We start from the raw sequence: 13,527 nt of genomic DNA on the forward strand, positions 1-13,527 counted from the left end.
CGCACACCGGCCCGCCGCCGGCCCGTCCGTTCGGATAGCTGTGGCCCGTTCGGCCTGCATCGGCCGGCAATCCCAACTACTCTGCCCGCCATGAAGTCGGTCCTCGCGTCCTGTGCGGCGGCGGCCGTGGCGGCCATGTGCACGGCCTGCGGCGTGTACGGTACCGCCGGTTCCGCCGCACCCAGCCTCGCTGCCTATCCCGCAGAAACCGCGGGCGGCGCCTCGGTCACCCTCGGTGCGGCCACCGTCGCCGCCCAGAGCATCGTCGACAGCTTCACCGCCGGCGACTTCGGGACCGTGTGGGAGCGGATGACCGAGGATGTCCGCGCCGGCATCTCGCAGGACGACTTCGTGACCTTCTACGAGACCTGCAAGAAGCCCGGTCCGCGCCTCAACGTGTCGGGCCTGCAGATGGAGGACGACGGACAGGCCGTCGTCCGAATGATCGGCCAGGGTGTGCAGGGGGTGCGCTTCATGGTCTACGAGCAGGGCGTGTGGAACATGCGGGCCACCAAAGATTTCGCCGCCCACCTGGGCCAGCCACTGCATCAGATCATCGCCGAGGAGAAGGCCGCCGGTCTCTGCGACGCCTGAGGTTTCCGTGACAGGGCATCCCGCGGTCCTGGTGACCGGGATGTCGGGAGTGGGAAAGACGACGGCGCTCGACGAACTGAGCCGCCGCGGGTTCGCAACCGTCGACACCGACGATGACGGCTGGATTCACATCGTGGCCGGCGAGCCGCTCTGGCGTGAACCATTGATCGACGCGCTGCTGGCACGGGCCCGGGATGCCCCGCTGTTCGTGCAGGGCACGGTCGCCAACCAGGTCGACTTCTACCACCGGTTCGACGCGGTCGTGTTGCTCACCGCGCCGACGGCGGTGATCTTCGACCGGCTCCGCGAACGCACCGACAACCCGTTCGGCAAAACCGAAGCGGAACGGCGCCGCATCGCCGCGGACATCGCCGAGATCGAGCCGTTACTGCGGCAGTCGGCGACGCACGTCGTCGACACCGACCGGCCCCGCGGGGAGGTGGCCGACCGCCTCGCGGCCATCGCACGGGAGGTGGCGCTTCCACAGGGATGGGTACCCAGGCCCGCGCCATAGGAGTCGCGGCTCAGTCGCGACCAGTCCATGCGGGAACGGCGTTGTCGCTCAACCGCCGCGCGCGATGGCGAACAGGCCGGCGACGCCGACGGCGTACACGAGGAGGACGGTCAGCGAGTCCACGCCCATCCTGGCGAAGCGCCGGTTCGGGCGGAACAGCAGCCCCGTCGCATAGATCAGGGTGAGCACCATGGCCAGCGCGGTCAGGTAGATGTCGGTGTGCTGCGCCTGCGGTAACACCGCATGGCCCGAGATCACCGTGGCCATCAGAAAGAGCACGGGCAGAAAAGCGTTGCCGCCGAAGATATCCGACATGGCCAGCTGGTAGTCACCGATACGCACCGAAGCCAGGCCGGTCGACAGCTCCGGCAGGGAGGTGGCGGCCGCCAGAATGGTGGCGCCGAACAGCACGCCGGACAGGCCGACATGGTCGGCGATGGCATCACCGCTGCGTTCCAGCACGACACCGGCCACCAGGGTGACCCCCGCGGCGACCGCGAAGATTCCCGCCGACTTCGCCGTGCCGATGTTCTGCTTGCGCACCCGCTCGGCGGTGCTCTGCCCGCGCGGGTGTTCCTGCCCGTCGGGTGGCTGCCCGGACTCGTGCCACGGCAGCCACTTGCCGGCGCGTCGCAACAGCACCAGGCCCGCCACCCAGGTCAGCGCGATGAGCAGGGCGGCCGGGGTGACGTGCAGTGCGATCAGGGAAGGGGGCAGTTGCGTCCCGGCGATGACGATGGCCAGCACCGCCACCACCAGCAGCGCCTCCAGCACCAGCACCAGCGAGGCGGCGCGATAGGTCAGGGGTCGCTGCCCGCGAACCCCGAAGGCATCCAGGGCAACCAGCACCACAGTTTGAATGGCTATGCCGCCCAGGATGTTTCCCACCGCCACGCCGAGATTGTCGGACAGTGACGCGCTGGCCACGATGGCGATCTCGGGCAGGTTGGTGGCGATCGCCAGCAGGATCAGCCCACCCAGCGCGGATCCGAGGTCGAAGCGCGCCGACAGCACGTCGGTCTGGTTGGACAGCGAGAAACCGGCCACCCACACCGCCGCTGCGGCGGCGACGAAGGCGATCACCAGCGCCCACAGCGGCCATCCAGACACTCGATCTCCCCTCTGCACCGTGACAGGGCCGGCGAACCATCGGTGGCTACCCGGGCGCGGGGCCGCGTACACCCGGCAGCGGACGGTGCACGACATCGCTGATGCGGGCCGCCACCCGTCGGACGATCGCGCGCGTCGCCGGGTCGTCGGCCGGTTCGTACCGATCCCGCTGTGGGTCGTACCGCGCACCGGCGATCGACCCGTGATCGGCGTCGAACTCGACGATCTCCACCGGCCAGTCGATGGCGCGTAGCCCCGCGGCGAACTCGGTCGCCGCCGACGCGGGCACCACGTCGTCACGCGTACCGACGAACAGGTGCATGGGTGGCCGGCTGGCGGCTGGGGTCACCCCGTCCAGCGGGGGCCCGCCGGAGATCGGGTCGGCCACCATGAAGGCACCGCCGAGACAGACCGCCCGCGCCACCGGCACGCCAAAATCGGAGGCCCTCAGGGCCAGCCCCGCCGCCGCGGCCCCGCCCAGCGACCAGCCGATCAGGGTCAGGGCGGCCGCACCGACCCGGCGCCGCGCGAAGTCCACCGACTGCAGCAGGTCGGCCCGTCCGCCGTCGGGGGCGTGCGAGTCCCAGTCCGGCGCGATGACCCCCATGCCCCGCTCGGCCAGCGCCGCGGCCAGCGGGCGCACCGCCGCCCGGGAATCGGTCTGCGTGCCGTGCCACAGCAGGGCCGTCGGCTGTGCCGGTTCGCCCAGCACGTCGGCCCACCGGCGCGGTGCGTACTCGACAGTGTTCACCGGTTCGGGGTGCCCGCCTCGGTGCCGCTCGACACGCCTAGTCCGAATGGGGTGTCGGGCTCTGGGCGGACTCCCATTTGGATTCCAGTGTCCGCACGACCTGGGTGCCCGCCGGCAGCTCGAGCTGGGATGTCGTGCCGTCGCCGCCTTCCACGGTGATCAGGAAACCGTGATCGACGGACTCCTTGTGCACCACCTTGTACTCCCGCGCACCGGTACCGCGGTCGAGGGCGATGACATCGCCGGGAGCGACGTCGTCGATGGGGCCGTTCACAACAGAATCAGACATATTTCGACCGTAGCGAACTCGGCGGCGGCGCCCTGCGACGATAGGGCCATGACCGCAACGCTCGTCGCGAAGGGCTTGGCCGGTGGGTTCGCGCACCGCACCCTGTTCGAGGATCTGGATCTCACCGTGGCGCCGGGCGACGTGATCGGCGTGGTCGGCGCGAACGGCGCCGGCAAGAGCACCCTGCTGCGGATCCTGGCCCATGATCTCGAGCCGCTCGCCGGCACCGTCAGCGTCGCGCCGACGGACGCCTTCGTCGGCTGGCTGCCCCAGGAGCACGAACGGGTTCCTGGCGAGACCGTCGCCGGCTATATCGGGCGCCGGACCGGGTGCACCGCCGCGACGGTGGCGATGGAGGCCACGGCGGCGGCGCTCGACGACTCCGCGGCGAGCGCGGACGCCTACGCGGCCGCCCTGGAGCACTGGCTGACCACCGGCGCGGCCGACCTGGACGACCGGCTGCCCGCGGTGCTGGCCGATTTGGGGCTCGATTCGGCTGTGCTGCAACCCGACTCGACGCCGATGACGGCGCTCTCCGGCGGACAGGCGGCCCGGGTCGGGCTGGCCGCGCTGTTGTTGTCGAGGTTCGACATCGTGCTGCTCGACGAACCGACGAACGATCTGGATCTCGACGGCCTGGCCCGGCTGGAGCGCTTCGTCGGGGAGCTGCGGGCCGGCGTGGTGCTGGTCAGCCATGATCGAGAGTTCTTGGCCCGCACCGTCACCCGGGTTGCCGAACTGGATCTGGCGCAGCACACCACCACCGTCTACGGCGGTGGCTACCAGAGTTATCTGGAGGAGCGCGAGGTCAACCGGCGGCACCGGCGCGAGGAGTACGAGGAGTTCGCCGAACGCAAGGCGGACCTGGTGGCCCGCGCGCGGATCCAGCGGGAATGGTCGAGCCAGGGTGTCCGCAACGCCATGCGCAAGGCACCCGACAACGACAAGAACCGGCGCCGGGCGCAAACCGAGTCCAGTGAGAAGCAGGCGCAGAAGGTGCGCCAGATGGAGAGCCGCATCGCCCGCCTGGAGGAGGTCGACGAGCCGCGCAAGGAGTGGACGCTGCAGTTCACCATCGGATCCGCGCCGAGGTCCAGTTCCGTGGTGGCCACCCTCGACAACGTCGTTGTGCGGCAAGGGGATTTCGTGCTGGGCCCGGTGTCGCTCCAGGTCGGTGCCGGTGACCGGATCGGCATCACCGGCCCGAACGGGGCGGGCAAGTCGACGCTGTTGAGCGTGCTGCTGGGGCGGCGGCGGCCCGACGACGGCCGCGCGAGCCTGGGCGCCAGCGTGGCCATCGGACAGATCGATCAGGCGCGGGCGGAATTCGCCGGCGCGCAGCGGTTGGTCGACAGCTTCGAACAGCGGATGCCGGCCTGGTCCACCGCCGACGTGCGGACCCTGCTGGCGAAGTTCGGGCTCGGCGCCGATCACGTGGAGCGCCCGGTCGCCGAGTTGTCGCCGGGGGAGCGGACGCGGGCGGGTCTGGCACTGCTGCAGGCCCGCGGGACCAACGTGCTGGTGCTCGACGAGCCGACCAACCATCTGGACCTGCCCGCCATCGAACAACTCGAGCAGGCGCTGGAGAGCTACGACGGCACCCTGCTGTTGGTGACCCATGATCGGCGGATGCTGCAGAACATCCGCCTGGATCGGTCCTGGCACGTCGACGGTGGCCGGGTCAGCGACGTCGGCTGAGTCGTCAACGGTTGTGATGCCCGGCCCGGTGTCGTACCGTCAACCTAGTTGATTAGCCGTCCTAAAAGCCGCTACCGTCAGCGCCTGACACTGCACATGAAAGGCTCACGGATGCAACGGGTTTCCCTGCGCAGAAAGCTGGGAAAACGCTGGATGTATCTGGTGGCGGTGGTGGTGGTCGCGGTGGCCGGTTTCGCCGTGTTCCGGCTGCACGGCATCTTCGCCTCGCACGACGTCACGTCCACGCCCAGCGGCGCGGACAACGACATCGTGCCGTTCAACCCCAAACACGTGGTCATCGACGTGTTCGGTCCGCCGGGCACCGTCGCCACCATCACCTACCTGGACGTGAACGCCCAACCGCAGCGCGCCGACGACGTCACCCTGCCCTGGGCCTACGACACGACGACCACCCAGCCGGCCGTCTTCGTCAACGTCACCGCCCAGGGCAACAGTGACTCCATCGGCTGCCGTATCACGATCGATGACGCGGTCAAGGACGAGAGAACGGTCAACACCCTGAACGCCCTCACCTACTGCCTGGACAAATCCGGATGAACGGTATTTCCCCCCGTCGCTCCGCTCGCCCCGGGATCCCGGACTTCCTGCGCAAGTACTCCGTCCTGATCGCGTTCTTCTGGCTCGGCCTGGCTGTCGTCACCAATGTCTTCGTGCCGCAGCTGGAGACGGTCGCCGAGGCGCACAACGTGTCACTGAGCCCGCAGGACGCGCCGTCGCTGCAAGCCAGCAAGCAGATCGGCAAGGTCTTCCAGGAGTTCGACTCGGACAGCTCGGCGATGATCGTGCTGGAGGGTGACCAACCGCTGGGCGCCGACGCCCACCACTATTACGACGGCCTGGTGGGCAAGCTGTCCGAGGACACCAAGCACGTCGAACACATCGACAACTTCTGGGGCGACCCGCTTACCGCGGCCGGCTCGCAGAGTTCCGACGGCAAGGCCGCGCTGGTGCAGGTGTACCTGGCCGGCAACCAGGGTGAGTCGCTGGCCAACGAGTCGGTCGACGCCGTCCGCGACATCGTCAACCACACGCCGCCCCCGCCCGGCCTCAAGGTCTACGTCACCGGTGCCGCGCCCCTGGTCACCGACCAGTTCGAGGTCGGCAGGCAGGGCACCCTGAAGACCACCCTGATCACCATCGGGGTGATCGCGGTAATGCTCTTCGCGCTGTACCGCCGCCTCAGCACGGTGTTCTTCGTGATCTTCACGGTGATGATCGAACTGACGGCCTCGCGCGGCGTGGTCGCGGTGCTGGCCAACGCGGGCATCATCGAGCTGTCCACGTACTCGACCAACCTGCTGACCCTGCTGGTGATCGCCGCGGGCACCGATTACGCGATCTTCCTGCTCGGCCGGTTCCACGAAGCCCGGTATGCCGGCGAGGACCGGGTGGCCGCGTTCACCACGATGTACCACGGCACCGCACACATCATCCTCGGCTCCGGACTGACCATCGCCGGTGCGGTGATGTGCCTGACCTTCACCCGGCTGCCGTACTTCCAGAGCCTGGGCATCCCCGCCGGCACCGGCGTGCTGGTCGCCGTGGTGGCCGCACTGACCCTGGCCCCGGCACTGATCAGCATCGGCAGGCATTTCGGGCTGTTCGAACCCGCGCGCCGGCTGCAGACCCAGGGCTGGCGGCGGATCGGAACGGCGATCGTGCGCTGGCCCGGGCCCATCCTGGTGGCCACCGTGGCCATCGCCCTGATCGGCCTGATCGCCCTGCCCAACTACAAGACCAGCTACGACGCCAAGGGCTACATGCCGGCCGGCGCCCCGGCCAACGTCGGCTACGCCGCCGCGGAACGGCACTTCTCGCAGGCGCGGCTCAACCCGGAACTGCTGATGATCCAGGCCGACCACGACCTGCGCAATTCCACCGACATGATCCTGCTGGAGCGCGTCGCCAAGGCCGTCTTCCACACCGACGGCATCGCGCAGGTCCAGTCGATCACCCGGCCGCTGGGCACGCCACTGGACCACACCTCCATCCCGTTCCAAATCAGCGCGAGCAGCGCCTCCCAGATCAACAACCTGCCGTTCCAGCAGGCCCGTGGCTCCGATCTGCTCAAACAGGTTGACGTGATCAACAATTCGATCGACGTGCTGCGTCAGCAGTATGCGCTGCAACAACAGTCGGGTGCGGTCACCGACGAGCAGGCCAAGGCGTTCGCACAGACCGTGGCGACGGCCAACGATCTGCGTGACAAGATCGCCAACTTCGACGACTTCTTCCGCCCGCTGCGCAACTATTTCTACTGGGAACCGCACTGCTTCGACATCCCGGCCTGTGCGGCCATCCGCTCGGTGTTCGACGCCCTCGACGGTATCGACGCGCTGACCGACCAACTGGGCAATGTCGCCGGCAGCATCGCGAAACTGGATGCGCTGCAACCGAAATTGCTGGCGCTGATCCCGCCGCAGATCCAGAGTCAGGAGACCAACCGCGATCTCACGCTGACCAACTATGCGACGACCTCGGGGATCAACGACCAGACGCAGGCGGCCTTGCAGAACGCCACAGCGCTGGGCCAGGCCTACGACGCGTCCAAGACCGACGACTCCTTCTACCTGCCGCCGGAGGCGTTCTCCAACCCCGAATTCGTGCGGGGCATGAAGCTGTTCATGTCGCCGGACGGCAAGGCGGCCAGGATGATCATCACCCACGAGGGCGATCCCGCGACACCGGAAGGCATTTCGCATATCGACGCGATCCGGCACGCCGCGCAGGAGGCGGTGAAGGGGACGCCACTGGGCGGGTCCAAGATCTTCATCGCGGGTACCGCGGCCACCTACAAGGACATCGCCGACGGTGCCAAGTACGACCTGATGATCGCCGGGATCGCGGCGCTGTCGCTGATCCTGCTGGTGATGATGTTCATCACCCGCAGCATCATCGCGGCGTTCGTCATCGTCGGCACGGTCGCCCTGTCGCTGGGCGCCTCGTTCGGGTTGTCGGTGCTGATCTGGCAGGACATCTTCGGGGTCGAGCTGTTCTGGATCGTGTTGGCGTTGGCCGTGATCCTGCTCCTGGCGGTGGGATCGGACTACAACCTGCTGCTGATCTCCCGGTTCAAGGAGGAGATCGGGGCCGGCCTGAACACCGGCATCGTCCGGGCGATGGCCGGGTCGGGTGCCGTGGTGACGGCGGCCGGTCTGGTGTTCGCGGCCACCATGGCCTCGTTCATCTTCGCCGATCTGCGGATCCTGGGTCAGATCGGCACCACCATCGCTCTGGGCCTGCTGTTCGACACCCTGATCGTGCGGTCGTTCATGACACCGGCCATCGCGGCCCTGCTCGGGCGGTGGTTCTGGTGGCCGCTGCGGGTACGGCCCCGGCCCGCCAGCCAGATGCTGCAGCCCTACGGTTCGCGGGCGTCGGTGCGTCAGCTGCTGCTGTGGGAGGACGGCGACCCGGCAGCGCCGCAGCGGGTCAGGCCGTCTGAGAACTGAGCCGTCGGGTGTCGGCGCCGGCCTCGTCCACGATCTCGATGTCGGGCAGCTTGTTCTGGTGCCGGGCCACCCGGCGCAGCTGCCCGAAGATGTTCGTCGAGCTGAGCATCGGGATACCGCCGATGAACGTCCGGAACGACGGATTGCCGCCGTGCACGTGCAACTCGTAGAGGCAGCCGACCACGTAGAAGAACCCGCAGCTGAACAGCACGGCGGGAATCGCGTACGCCAGCGGTGAGCGGGCGTCCTCGACCAGTTCGGTGGCGTACTCGAACTCGGCCGGTGTCATCGGTTCGCGGCGGCGCAGCTTGGCCAGGATCGCCTTGTGGGCGCCGACCTGCTCGCCCAGTGCCGCCGGGGTGCGGTTCTCCAACCGGCGGATGTAGACGTACACACAGCCGACCAAACCCAGCGCCAGCAGTCCGTCGAGGATCGTCAGATCACCCCAGAGATTCACGGTCGCCCCTCGCGCTCACCAGACCATTACCTGATCTAAGTATCTGCGTGGACCGGCGACCGTCAAGCGGCGATGTTCTCCAGGTCTGCCAGCAGGCCCGGATGGGTGGGCCGCCAGCCCAGTGCTTCCCGGGTGTGGTGACTCACCGAGGGCTGGTCCAGGGCGAAGATCGCGCCGAACGGCCCGAACCGGTCTTCGGGCACCGTCTGGACGGGAAGCCCCAGCCGCCGGCCGATCACGGCGGCGATGTCGCGCACCGCGTCGCCTTCGTCGGCCACGGCGTGCCAGGGGGAGCCGGCCGGCGCCGATTCCAGGGCCAGCCGGAACAGCACGGCGGCATCGCGGGCATGGACGGCGGGCCACCGCTGGGAACCGTCGCCCGGATAGCCCACCACCCCGGTGTGCCGAGCGGCCTCGGTGAGCAGTCCGGCGAATCCGCCTTTGCCCTCGTTGTGCACTGTGCGTGGGAGGCGTACCGCGCTGCTGCGCACACCGTGGGGCGCCAGGGCCAGCAGCGCGTTGACCGACCTACCCCGGCCGCCGACCGGGCCGTCCAGGGGGAGCGGATCGTCTTCGGTGGAAGCCCGGCCCGGCACCCAGGGCGTGCCCGACACCGTGACGATCGGGCGGTCGGTGCCCAGCAGTGCCTCCCCGAGGACGGTGAGGGCTGTGCTCTCCTCGGCGACCGACCGCGCGAGCGCATCCGCAGTCGAGTAGTCGCTGCCGAACGCCAGATGGATGACTCCGTCGGTCCGCTCGACCCCGGCCCGCAGGGCGTCGAGGTCGGCCAGGCCGCCGGGCAACGGTGTGGCGCCCGCGGCCTCGAGGGCGTGCGCTGATTCGGGGGAGCGGGCGAGGCCGAGCACGGTGTGGCCGTTGGCGAGCAGTTCGGTGACGACGGGCAACCCGATGGTGCCGGTCCCGCCGGTGACAAAGACGCGCACGGACAGCTCCTGTGAGTGATGGGACTTTAGTCCCATCACACTACATCGTGACGGGACTAAAGTCCCATCACTTAAGATGTCCCGATGGCTCGCTGGGAACCGGGGGCGCGGGAACGACTGGTCGTGGCGGCCGTCGACCTATTCACCGAGCAGGGCTACGACCGGACCACCGTCGCGCAGATCGCCGAGCGGGCAGGCGTCACGAAGAGCACGTTCTTCCGGCACTTTCCGGACAAGCGCGAACTGCTGGCGGCTGGTCAGGAGACGCTGAGCCGGTTACTGGCCGAAGGCATCGCCGAAGCCCCGGCCGGCGCCACCCCACTGGAGGCGGTGGCCGCGGGCCTACGACGCGCAGCGGGCGCGATGGGTCCGGCGAATCAGGAGATGGGTCCACGGATCAGGGCGGCGGTGGCGGCCAGCGCCGAACTCCAGGAGCGCGATGCACTCAAGAGCGTCGGCCTGGCAGCGGCCATGGCCGGCGCGCTCGCCGCGCGCGGTGTGCCGGAATTGCCGGCGCACCTGGCCGCCGAATTCGGGGTGCTGGCCTTCAAGCGGGGCTTCGCGCAGTGGACCGAGCAGGACCACGACACCGGCCCGGGCCTGCCCGGCCTCACCGTGGCGGCGCTGGACGAGTTACGCAGCGCTACAGCCGAATTAGGCTGATCTCAGGATCAGCTGAACCGGATGTTCATGGTGGCCAGCCCGAAGATCTTGCGGCCCTGTGACTTGGCGCCCACCAGCACCACGCCGGTACGGGTCTGCGGATCCAGCGACTTGATCTTGCCGCTGTATTCGATGTCCGCGCCGCCGTCGGCGGGCACCACCGCGGGCTGAGACAGCCGCACGGCGTAGCGGCTCACCGAGCCGGGGTCGTCGGTCCACGAGGACGCGAACGACGCCCCCAGCCCCATGGTGAGCATGCCGTGGGCGATGACGTCGGGCTGGCCGGCCAGCTTGGCGATGTTCTCGTCCCAGTGCAGCGGGTTGGCGTCGCCGGCCACACCGGCGTAGTTCACCAGGTCACCGCGGGAGAGCCGAGTGTGGTGCACCGGCAACTCGTCGCCGACCTTCAGATCGTCGAACGACGGTGACGCGGGCGCGGCGGTCGGTTCGGCGATCCGGGTGTCGATCACCGGACGCAAGGTCTTCTCATACGCCTCGCCTGATTCCTCGGCGCCCAGCATGTTGATGCCGTGCATCATCACGCCCTGTACGGCAGGCCGGATCGCCGGATCGACCTCTTCGCCGGTCACCCCGACGACGGTGGTGTGCAGGGTGTGCACCACCTCGCCCGCGGTGTCGGTGAAGGTGTTGGTGACGGTGATCAGGTCGCGCCCGGCGACGCGGCGCACGGAGGTGAGTTCGATGTCGATGCGCAGCTCGTCACCCTCGACGATCGGGCGGTGCTGCTCGAACACCTCCTCGGTCTGCAGGTACATGTCGTAACCCACCACGACCTGCTCGAACATCCGCTGGTTGCACGCCATGGCCGGACCCGATGTGAAGGTCAGTGGCGCGATCAGGCCGGGGTAGCCCAGCTTCTTGGCCGCGTCGACGTTCCAGTGCGCGGGATGGTGGTCCTGCACCGCGCGAGCGAACTCGCGGATCTTCTCGCGGCCCACCAGATAGGTGTCTTCCATCTGGTAGTAGTGGCCCACCCGGGACTCAAGGGTCGACGTCTCTGCTGCTGCGGTCATGGCTGGGCTCGACTTCTCTATCTGCGCGTTCGCCCTGCACGTTCGTCGGGGCTGTCCACAGCACACTAACGCGCGCACACCGCAGCAACCCAAACCGAGGAGCGCGCCCTCAGGACCGGATCGCCTGCCACACCAGGTCGGCGACCCGCCGGCAGTAGGGTTCGTCGATCGGCTCACCGGTGAAAAGGGCCCGCATGTTGATGGGGGCCAGCAGCATTTCCAAGGCGATCGCGGGGTCGACCCCGGCGCGCAACTCACCACGCTCGTGGGCCCGGCTGAACACCACACTCAACCGCTGGGCCCGCACCCGCCACAGGGTGCGGCGAATCTCGATGCCGTCGAGGAACGGTTCGCCGATCAGGTGCGAACCCTGAATCTGATGACCGTGGTCGGACCCGACATAGGCGGCCATGCCCGCGGCGAGGGCGTACAGATCGTCCCGTAGCGACCCGGTGTCCGGTGCCATCGCTTGCCGCCCGGCGCCGTCCAGCAGGACGTCGATGATGAGCGCGGCCTCATCGGACCAGAACCGCAGAATGTTCTGTACCGGTAGCCCATTGCGGTCCGCCAACGCCATGATGCTGAACCGGTCGATGCCCCACTGCGTCAATTCTTCACGGGCTGCGGCATGCACACGTTCGCGGAACTCCGGCGTGAGTTCCGCCTCGTCGATCGTGCTCAAAAACAACCTCCCCCCGAGAATTCCACCAGTCTAGCGTTCAAGATCAGTGACCCGGGGGGCGCTCGACAAGTCGGTACCCGCGGTAACGCGCTCGCGCCGCGCGGGACGGCGCGTCGTCATCGGTGGCAAAAGCGTTGCGCTGAAGCGGTTTCGGGACGATCCTCGAAGACGTGCGCGGACACTGGGTCGGGAGCGGATCGGCGGTCCTTGCGGCTCTTGCCGCATGTGCCGGTGCACCGGCGGCGCACGCGGCCGGCGCCGACGCCGTCATCGCCGATCTGCAGGCCCAGGGGTACCTGGTGCAGATCAACTGGGTCAGCGGTTTCGACACCAAACCACTGTCCTCGTGCACGGTAGTGGCGGTGAACAATCCCGATCGTTCGGGTGCGTCGCCGCAATCCGGAGACACGATATATGTCGACGTGCAATGCCCGAACCATATCGACGGTGATTCGGCAGGCGAATTCGGGGCCGGTATTTTCTTCGGATGAAATGCACGGCGATAATGGAGTGCCGGAACATTCTTTCGAGCCATTACTCGAATTGCCGGTGACGGTCCGTCGGAGGGGCCGGCGCGGCGCCTCCGCCGCAGCGCCGATGTGGATTTCCTGTGAGCCGACGGACGCGCCATGGGGGGCTCGCGGCGGAAGGGCACGGAATTTGCGTACGCGTCAAATAGTTTGTACCGCAGCCTGTTTCGCTGGGCCGTTCGGCCCGCGCTGATCGCGCCGCCGCATGCGGGCGGCATGCCGAGCTGTCCCCGGGCCGCACTGACGACACTTTGCGGAGCCCACGCCTGTCGATGAAAAGTCGATGTCTTTCAATCCGGGGGACATAACTGTACTTAGCTGAAATTGGTGCGGCCGAACAACGATGGTGCCGGGAAACGCGAAGCCGCACCCGCCGAAAGGGCGCGCCGGCACTGCTCGTACGCTGTGCAACGGTAGCCCGATCGGTGAAGATTGTTAGCTGCAGGAATGGGTTACCAGCAATCGTTTGGACAGGTAATATCCGGACAACTGGCATACCTGGTTCCAGAAGCGCCAATTGCCTTGGAGGGCATCGTGACAACCAATCCGTTCGATGACGACGGCGGTCGCTTCTTCGTACTGGTCAACGATGAGGAACAACACAGCCTCTGGCCCACGTTTGCCGATATTCCGCAGGGCTGGCGAGTTGTGTACGGCGAAGCCGACCGCGCCGCGTGCCTGGATTACATCGAAAACGAGTGGACCGATATTCGGCCGAAGAGCCTGAGGGACAGATTGGCGCAAAACCAGCCAGGCTGATCGCTCAACTGTTTCGAGTCGGGGTACGA

Annotated in this window: 15 protein-coding genes; 8 read left to right on the forward strand and 7 right to left on the reverse strand. The window is 67.9% G+C overall.

Annotated features, from left to right (window positions below; genetic code table 11):
* Positions 1 to 90 precede the first annotated feature (90 nt).
* Positions 91 to 594 carry a hypothetical protein gene (locus BN977_RS14895; RefSeq protein WP_036398056.1) on the forward strand — a complete coding sequence of 168 codons (504 nt, stop codon included), beginning with the start codon at positions 91 to 93 and terminating at the stop codon, positions 592 to 594.
* A gap of 40 nt (positions 595 to 634) precedes the next feature.
* Complete coding sequence (locus tag BN977_RS14900; protein ID WP_036399190.1) at positions 635 to 1,108, forward strand: ATP-binding protein; 474 nt, start codon at positions 635 to 637, stop codon at positions 1,106 to 1,108.
* A gap of 48 nt (positions 1,109 to 1,156) precedes the next feature.
* On the opposite strand, the gene BN977_RS14905 is transcribed toward BN977_RS14900, so the two are convergent.
* Genes BN977_RS14905 through BN977_RS14915 form a run of 3 tightly spaced genes read right to left on the reverse strand, consistent with a single transcriptional unit; the run spans position 1,157 to position 3,258 of the window.
* Positions 1,157 to 2,218, reverse strand: coding sequence for a sodium:calcium antiporter (locus BN977_RS14905; RefSeq protein ID WP_036398058.1), 1,062 nt, complete (start codon positions 2,216 to 2,218; stop codon positions 1,157 to 1,159).
* A gap of 46 nt (positions 2,219 to 2,264) precedes the next feature.
* Positions 2,265 to 2,969 (reverse strand): alpha/beta fold hydrolase, encoded by a 705-nt coding sequence (locus BN977_RS14910; protein WP_024452362.1) that lies wholly within the window; start codon positions 2,967 to 2,969, stop codon positions 2,265 to 2,267.
* 37 nt (positions 2,970 to 3,006) lie between these two features.
* Complete coding sequence (locus BN977_RS14915) at positions 3,007 to 3,258, reverse strand: hypothetical protein (protein WP_024452361.1); 252 nt, start codon at positions 3,256 to 3,258, stop codon at positions 3,007 to 3,009.
* A 48-nt stretch (positions 3,259 to 3,306) separates the two neighbouring features.
* Here BN977_RS14915 and abc-f point away from each other — a divergent pair, with 48 nt between their 5' ends.
* From abc-f to BN977_RS14930, 3 genes are all read left to right on the forward strand, one after another.
* A complete protein-coding gene (abc-f, locus tag BN977_RS14920) occupies positions 3,307 to 4,956 on the forward strand; it encodes a ribosomal protection-like ABC-F family protein (protein WP_036398060.1) in 1,650 nt (549 codons plus the stop codon).
* A 111-nt stretch (positions 4,957 to 5,067) separates the two neighbouring features.
* Positions 5,068 to 5,514, forward strand: coding sequence for an MmpS family transport accessory protein (locus BN977_RS14925; protein ID WP_024452359.1), 447 nt, complete (start codon positions 5,068 to 5,070; stop codon positions 5,512 to 5,514).
* Positions 5,511 to 8,429 (forward strand): MMPL/RND family transporter, encoded by a 2,919-nt coding sequence (locus BN977_RS14930; protein WP_024452358.1) that lies wholly within the window; start codon positions 5,511 to 5,513, stop codon positions 8,427 to 8,429. The genes BN977_RS14925 and BN977_RS14930 overlap by 4 nt, the downstream gene beginning before the upstream one ends.
* On the opposite strand, the gene BN977_RS14935 is transcribed toward BN977_RS14930, so the two are convergent.
* Together BN977_RS14935 and BN977_RS14940 are read right to left on the reverse strand one after the other, a co-directional pair.
* On the reverse strand, positions 8,410 to 8,886 hold the full coding sequence (locus BN977_RS14935; protein WP_109790134.1) for a hypothetical protein: 477 nt from the start codon (positions 8,884 to 8,886) through the stop codon (positions 8,410 to 8,412). The two genes, BN977_RS14930 and BN977_RS14935, sit on opposite strands and share 20 nt — an antisense overlap.
* Before the next feature lie 62 nt (positions 8,887 to 8,948).
* A complete protein-coding gene (locus BN977_RS14940; protein WP_036398065.1) occupies positions 8,949 to 9,830 on the reverse strand; it encodes an SDR family oxidoreductase in 882 nt (293 codons plus the stop codon).
* Positions 9,831 to 9,914: 84 nt separating this feature from the next.
* On the opposite strand from BN977_RS14940, the gene BN977_RS14945 reads away from it, so the two are divergent.
* Positions 9,915 to 10,493, forward strand: coding sequence for a TetR/AcrR family transcriptional regulator (locus BN977_RS14945; protein ID WP_024450676.1), 579 nt, complete (start codon positions 9,915 to 9,917; stop codon positions 10,491 to 10,493).
* Positions 10,494 to 10,501: 8 nt separating this feature from the next.
* Here BN977_RS14945 and BN977_RS14950 read toward each other — a convergent pair whose 3' ends face one another.
* Both BN977_RS14950 and BN977_RS14955 read right to left on the reverse strand, forming a co-directional pair.
* A complete protein-coding gene (locus tag BN977_RS14950; protein ID WP_024450675.1) occupies positions 10,502 to 11,527 on the reverse strand; it encodes a fused (3R)-hydroxyacyl-ACP dehydratase subunits HadA/HadB in 1,026 nt (341 codons plus the stop codon).
* Positions 11,528 to 11,636: 109 nt separating this feature from the next.
* A complete protein-coding gene (locus tag BN977_RS14955; RefSeq protein ID WP_234709569.1) occupies positions 11,637 to 12,209 on the reverse strand; it encodes a TetR/AcrR family transcriptional regulator C-terminal ligand-binding domain-containing protein in 573 nt (190 codons plus the stop codon).
* Between the two features lie 170 nt (positions 12,210 to 12,379).
* Between BN977_RS14955 and BN977_RS14960 the strand changes: the two genes are divergently transcribed.
* Together BN977_RS14960 and BN977_RS14965 are read left to right on the forward strand one after the other, a co-directional pair.
* Complete coding sequence (locus BN977_RS14960; protein WP_109790135.1) at positions 12,380 to 12,700, forward strand: hypothetical protein; 321 nt, start codon at positions 12,380 to 12,382, stop codon at positions 12,698 to 12,700.
* Positions 12,701 to 13,273: 573 nt separating this feature from the next.
* Positions 13,274 to 13,498, forward strand: coding sequence for an MbtH family protein (locus BN977_RS14965; protein ID WP_024450672.1), 225 nt, complete (start codon positions 13,274 to 13,276; stop codon positions 13,496 to 13,498).
* The last annotated feature ends 29 nt before the right edge of the window (positions 13,499 to 13,527 follow it).

It is taken from the genome of Mycolicibacterium cosmeticum (genome assembly GCF_000613185.1).
Classification (GTDB): Bacteria; Actinomycetota; Actinomycetes; order Mycobacteriales; family Mycobacteriaceae; genus Mycobacterium; species Mycobacterium cosmeticum.

Coding starts and splice junctions, on each gene's coding strand:
- BN977_RS14895 (WP_036398056.1), top strand. CDS start 91: ATGAAGTCGGTCCTCGCGTCCTGTGCGGCGGCGGCCGTGGCGGCCATG.
- BN977_RS14900 (WP_036399190.1), top strand. CDS start 635: ATGTCGGGAGTGGGAAAGACGACGGCGCTCGACGAACTGAGCCGCCGC.
- BN977_RS14915 (WP_024452361.1), bottom strand. CDS start 3,258: ATGTCTGATTCTGTTGTGAACGGCCCCATCGACGACGTCGCTCCCGGC.
- abc-f (WP_036398060.1), top strand. CDS start 3,307: ATGACCGCAACGCTCGTCGCGAAGGGCTTGGCCGGTGGGTTCGCGCAC.
- BN977_RS14925 (WP_024452359.1), top strand. CDS start 5,068: ATGCAACGGGTTTCCCTGCGCAGAAAGCTGGGAAAACGCTGGATGTAT.
- BN977_RS14930 (WP_024452358.1), top strand. CDS start 5,511: ATGAACGGTATTTCCCCCCGTCGCTCCGCTCGCCCCGGGATCCCGGAC.
- BN977_RS14945 (WP_024450676.1), top strand. CDS start 9,915: ATGGCTCGCTGGGAACCGGGGGCGCGGGAACGACTGGTCGTGGCGGCC.
- BN977_RS14950 (WP_024450675.1), bottom strand. CDS start 11,527: ATGACCGCAGCAGCAGAGACGTCGACCCTTGAGTCCCGGGTGGGCCAC.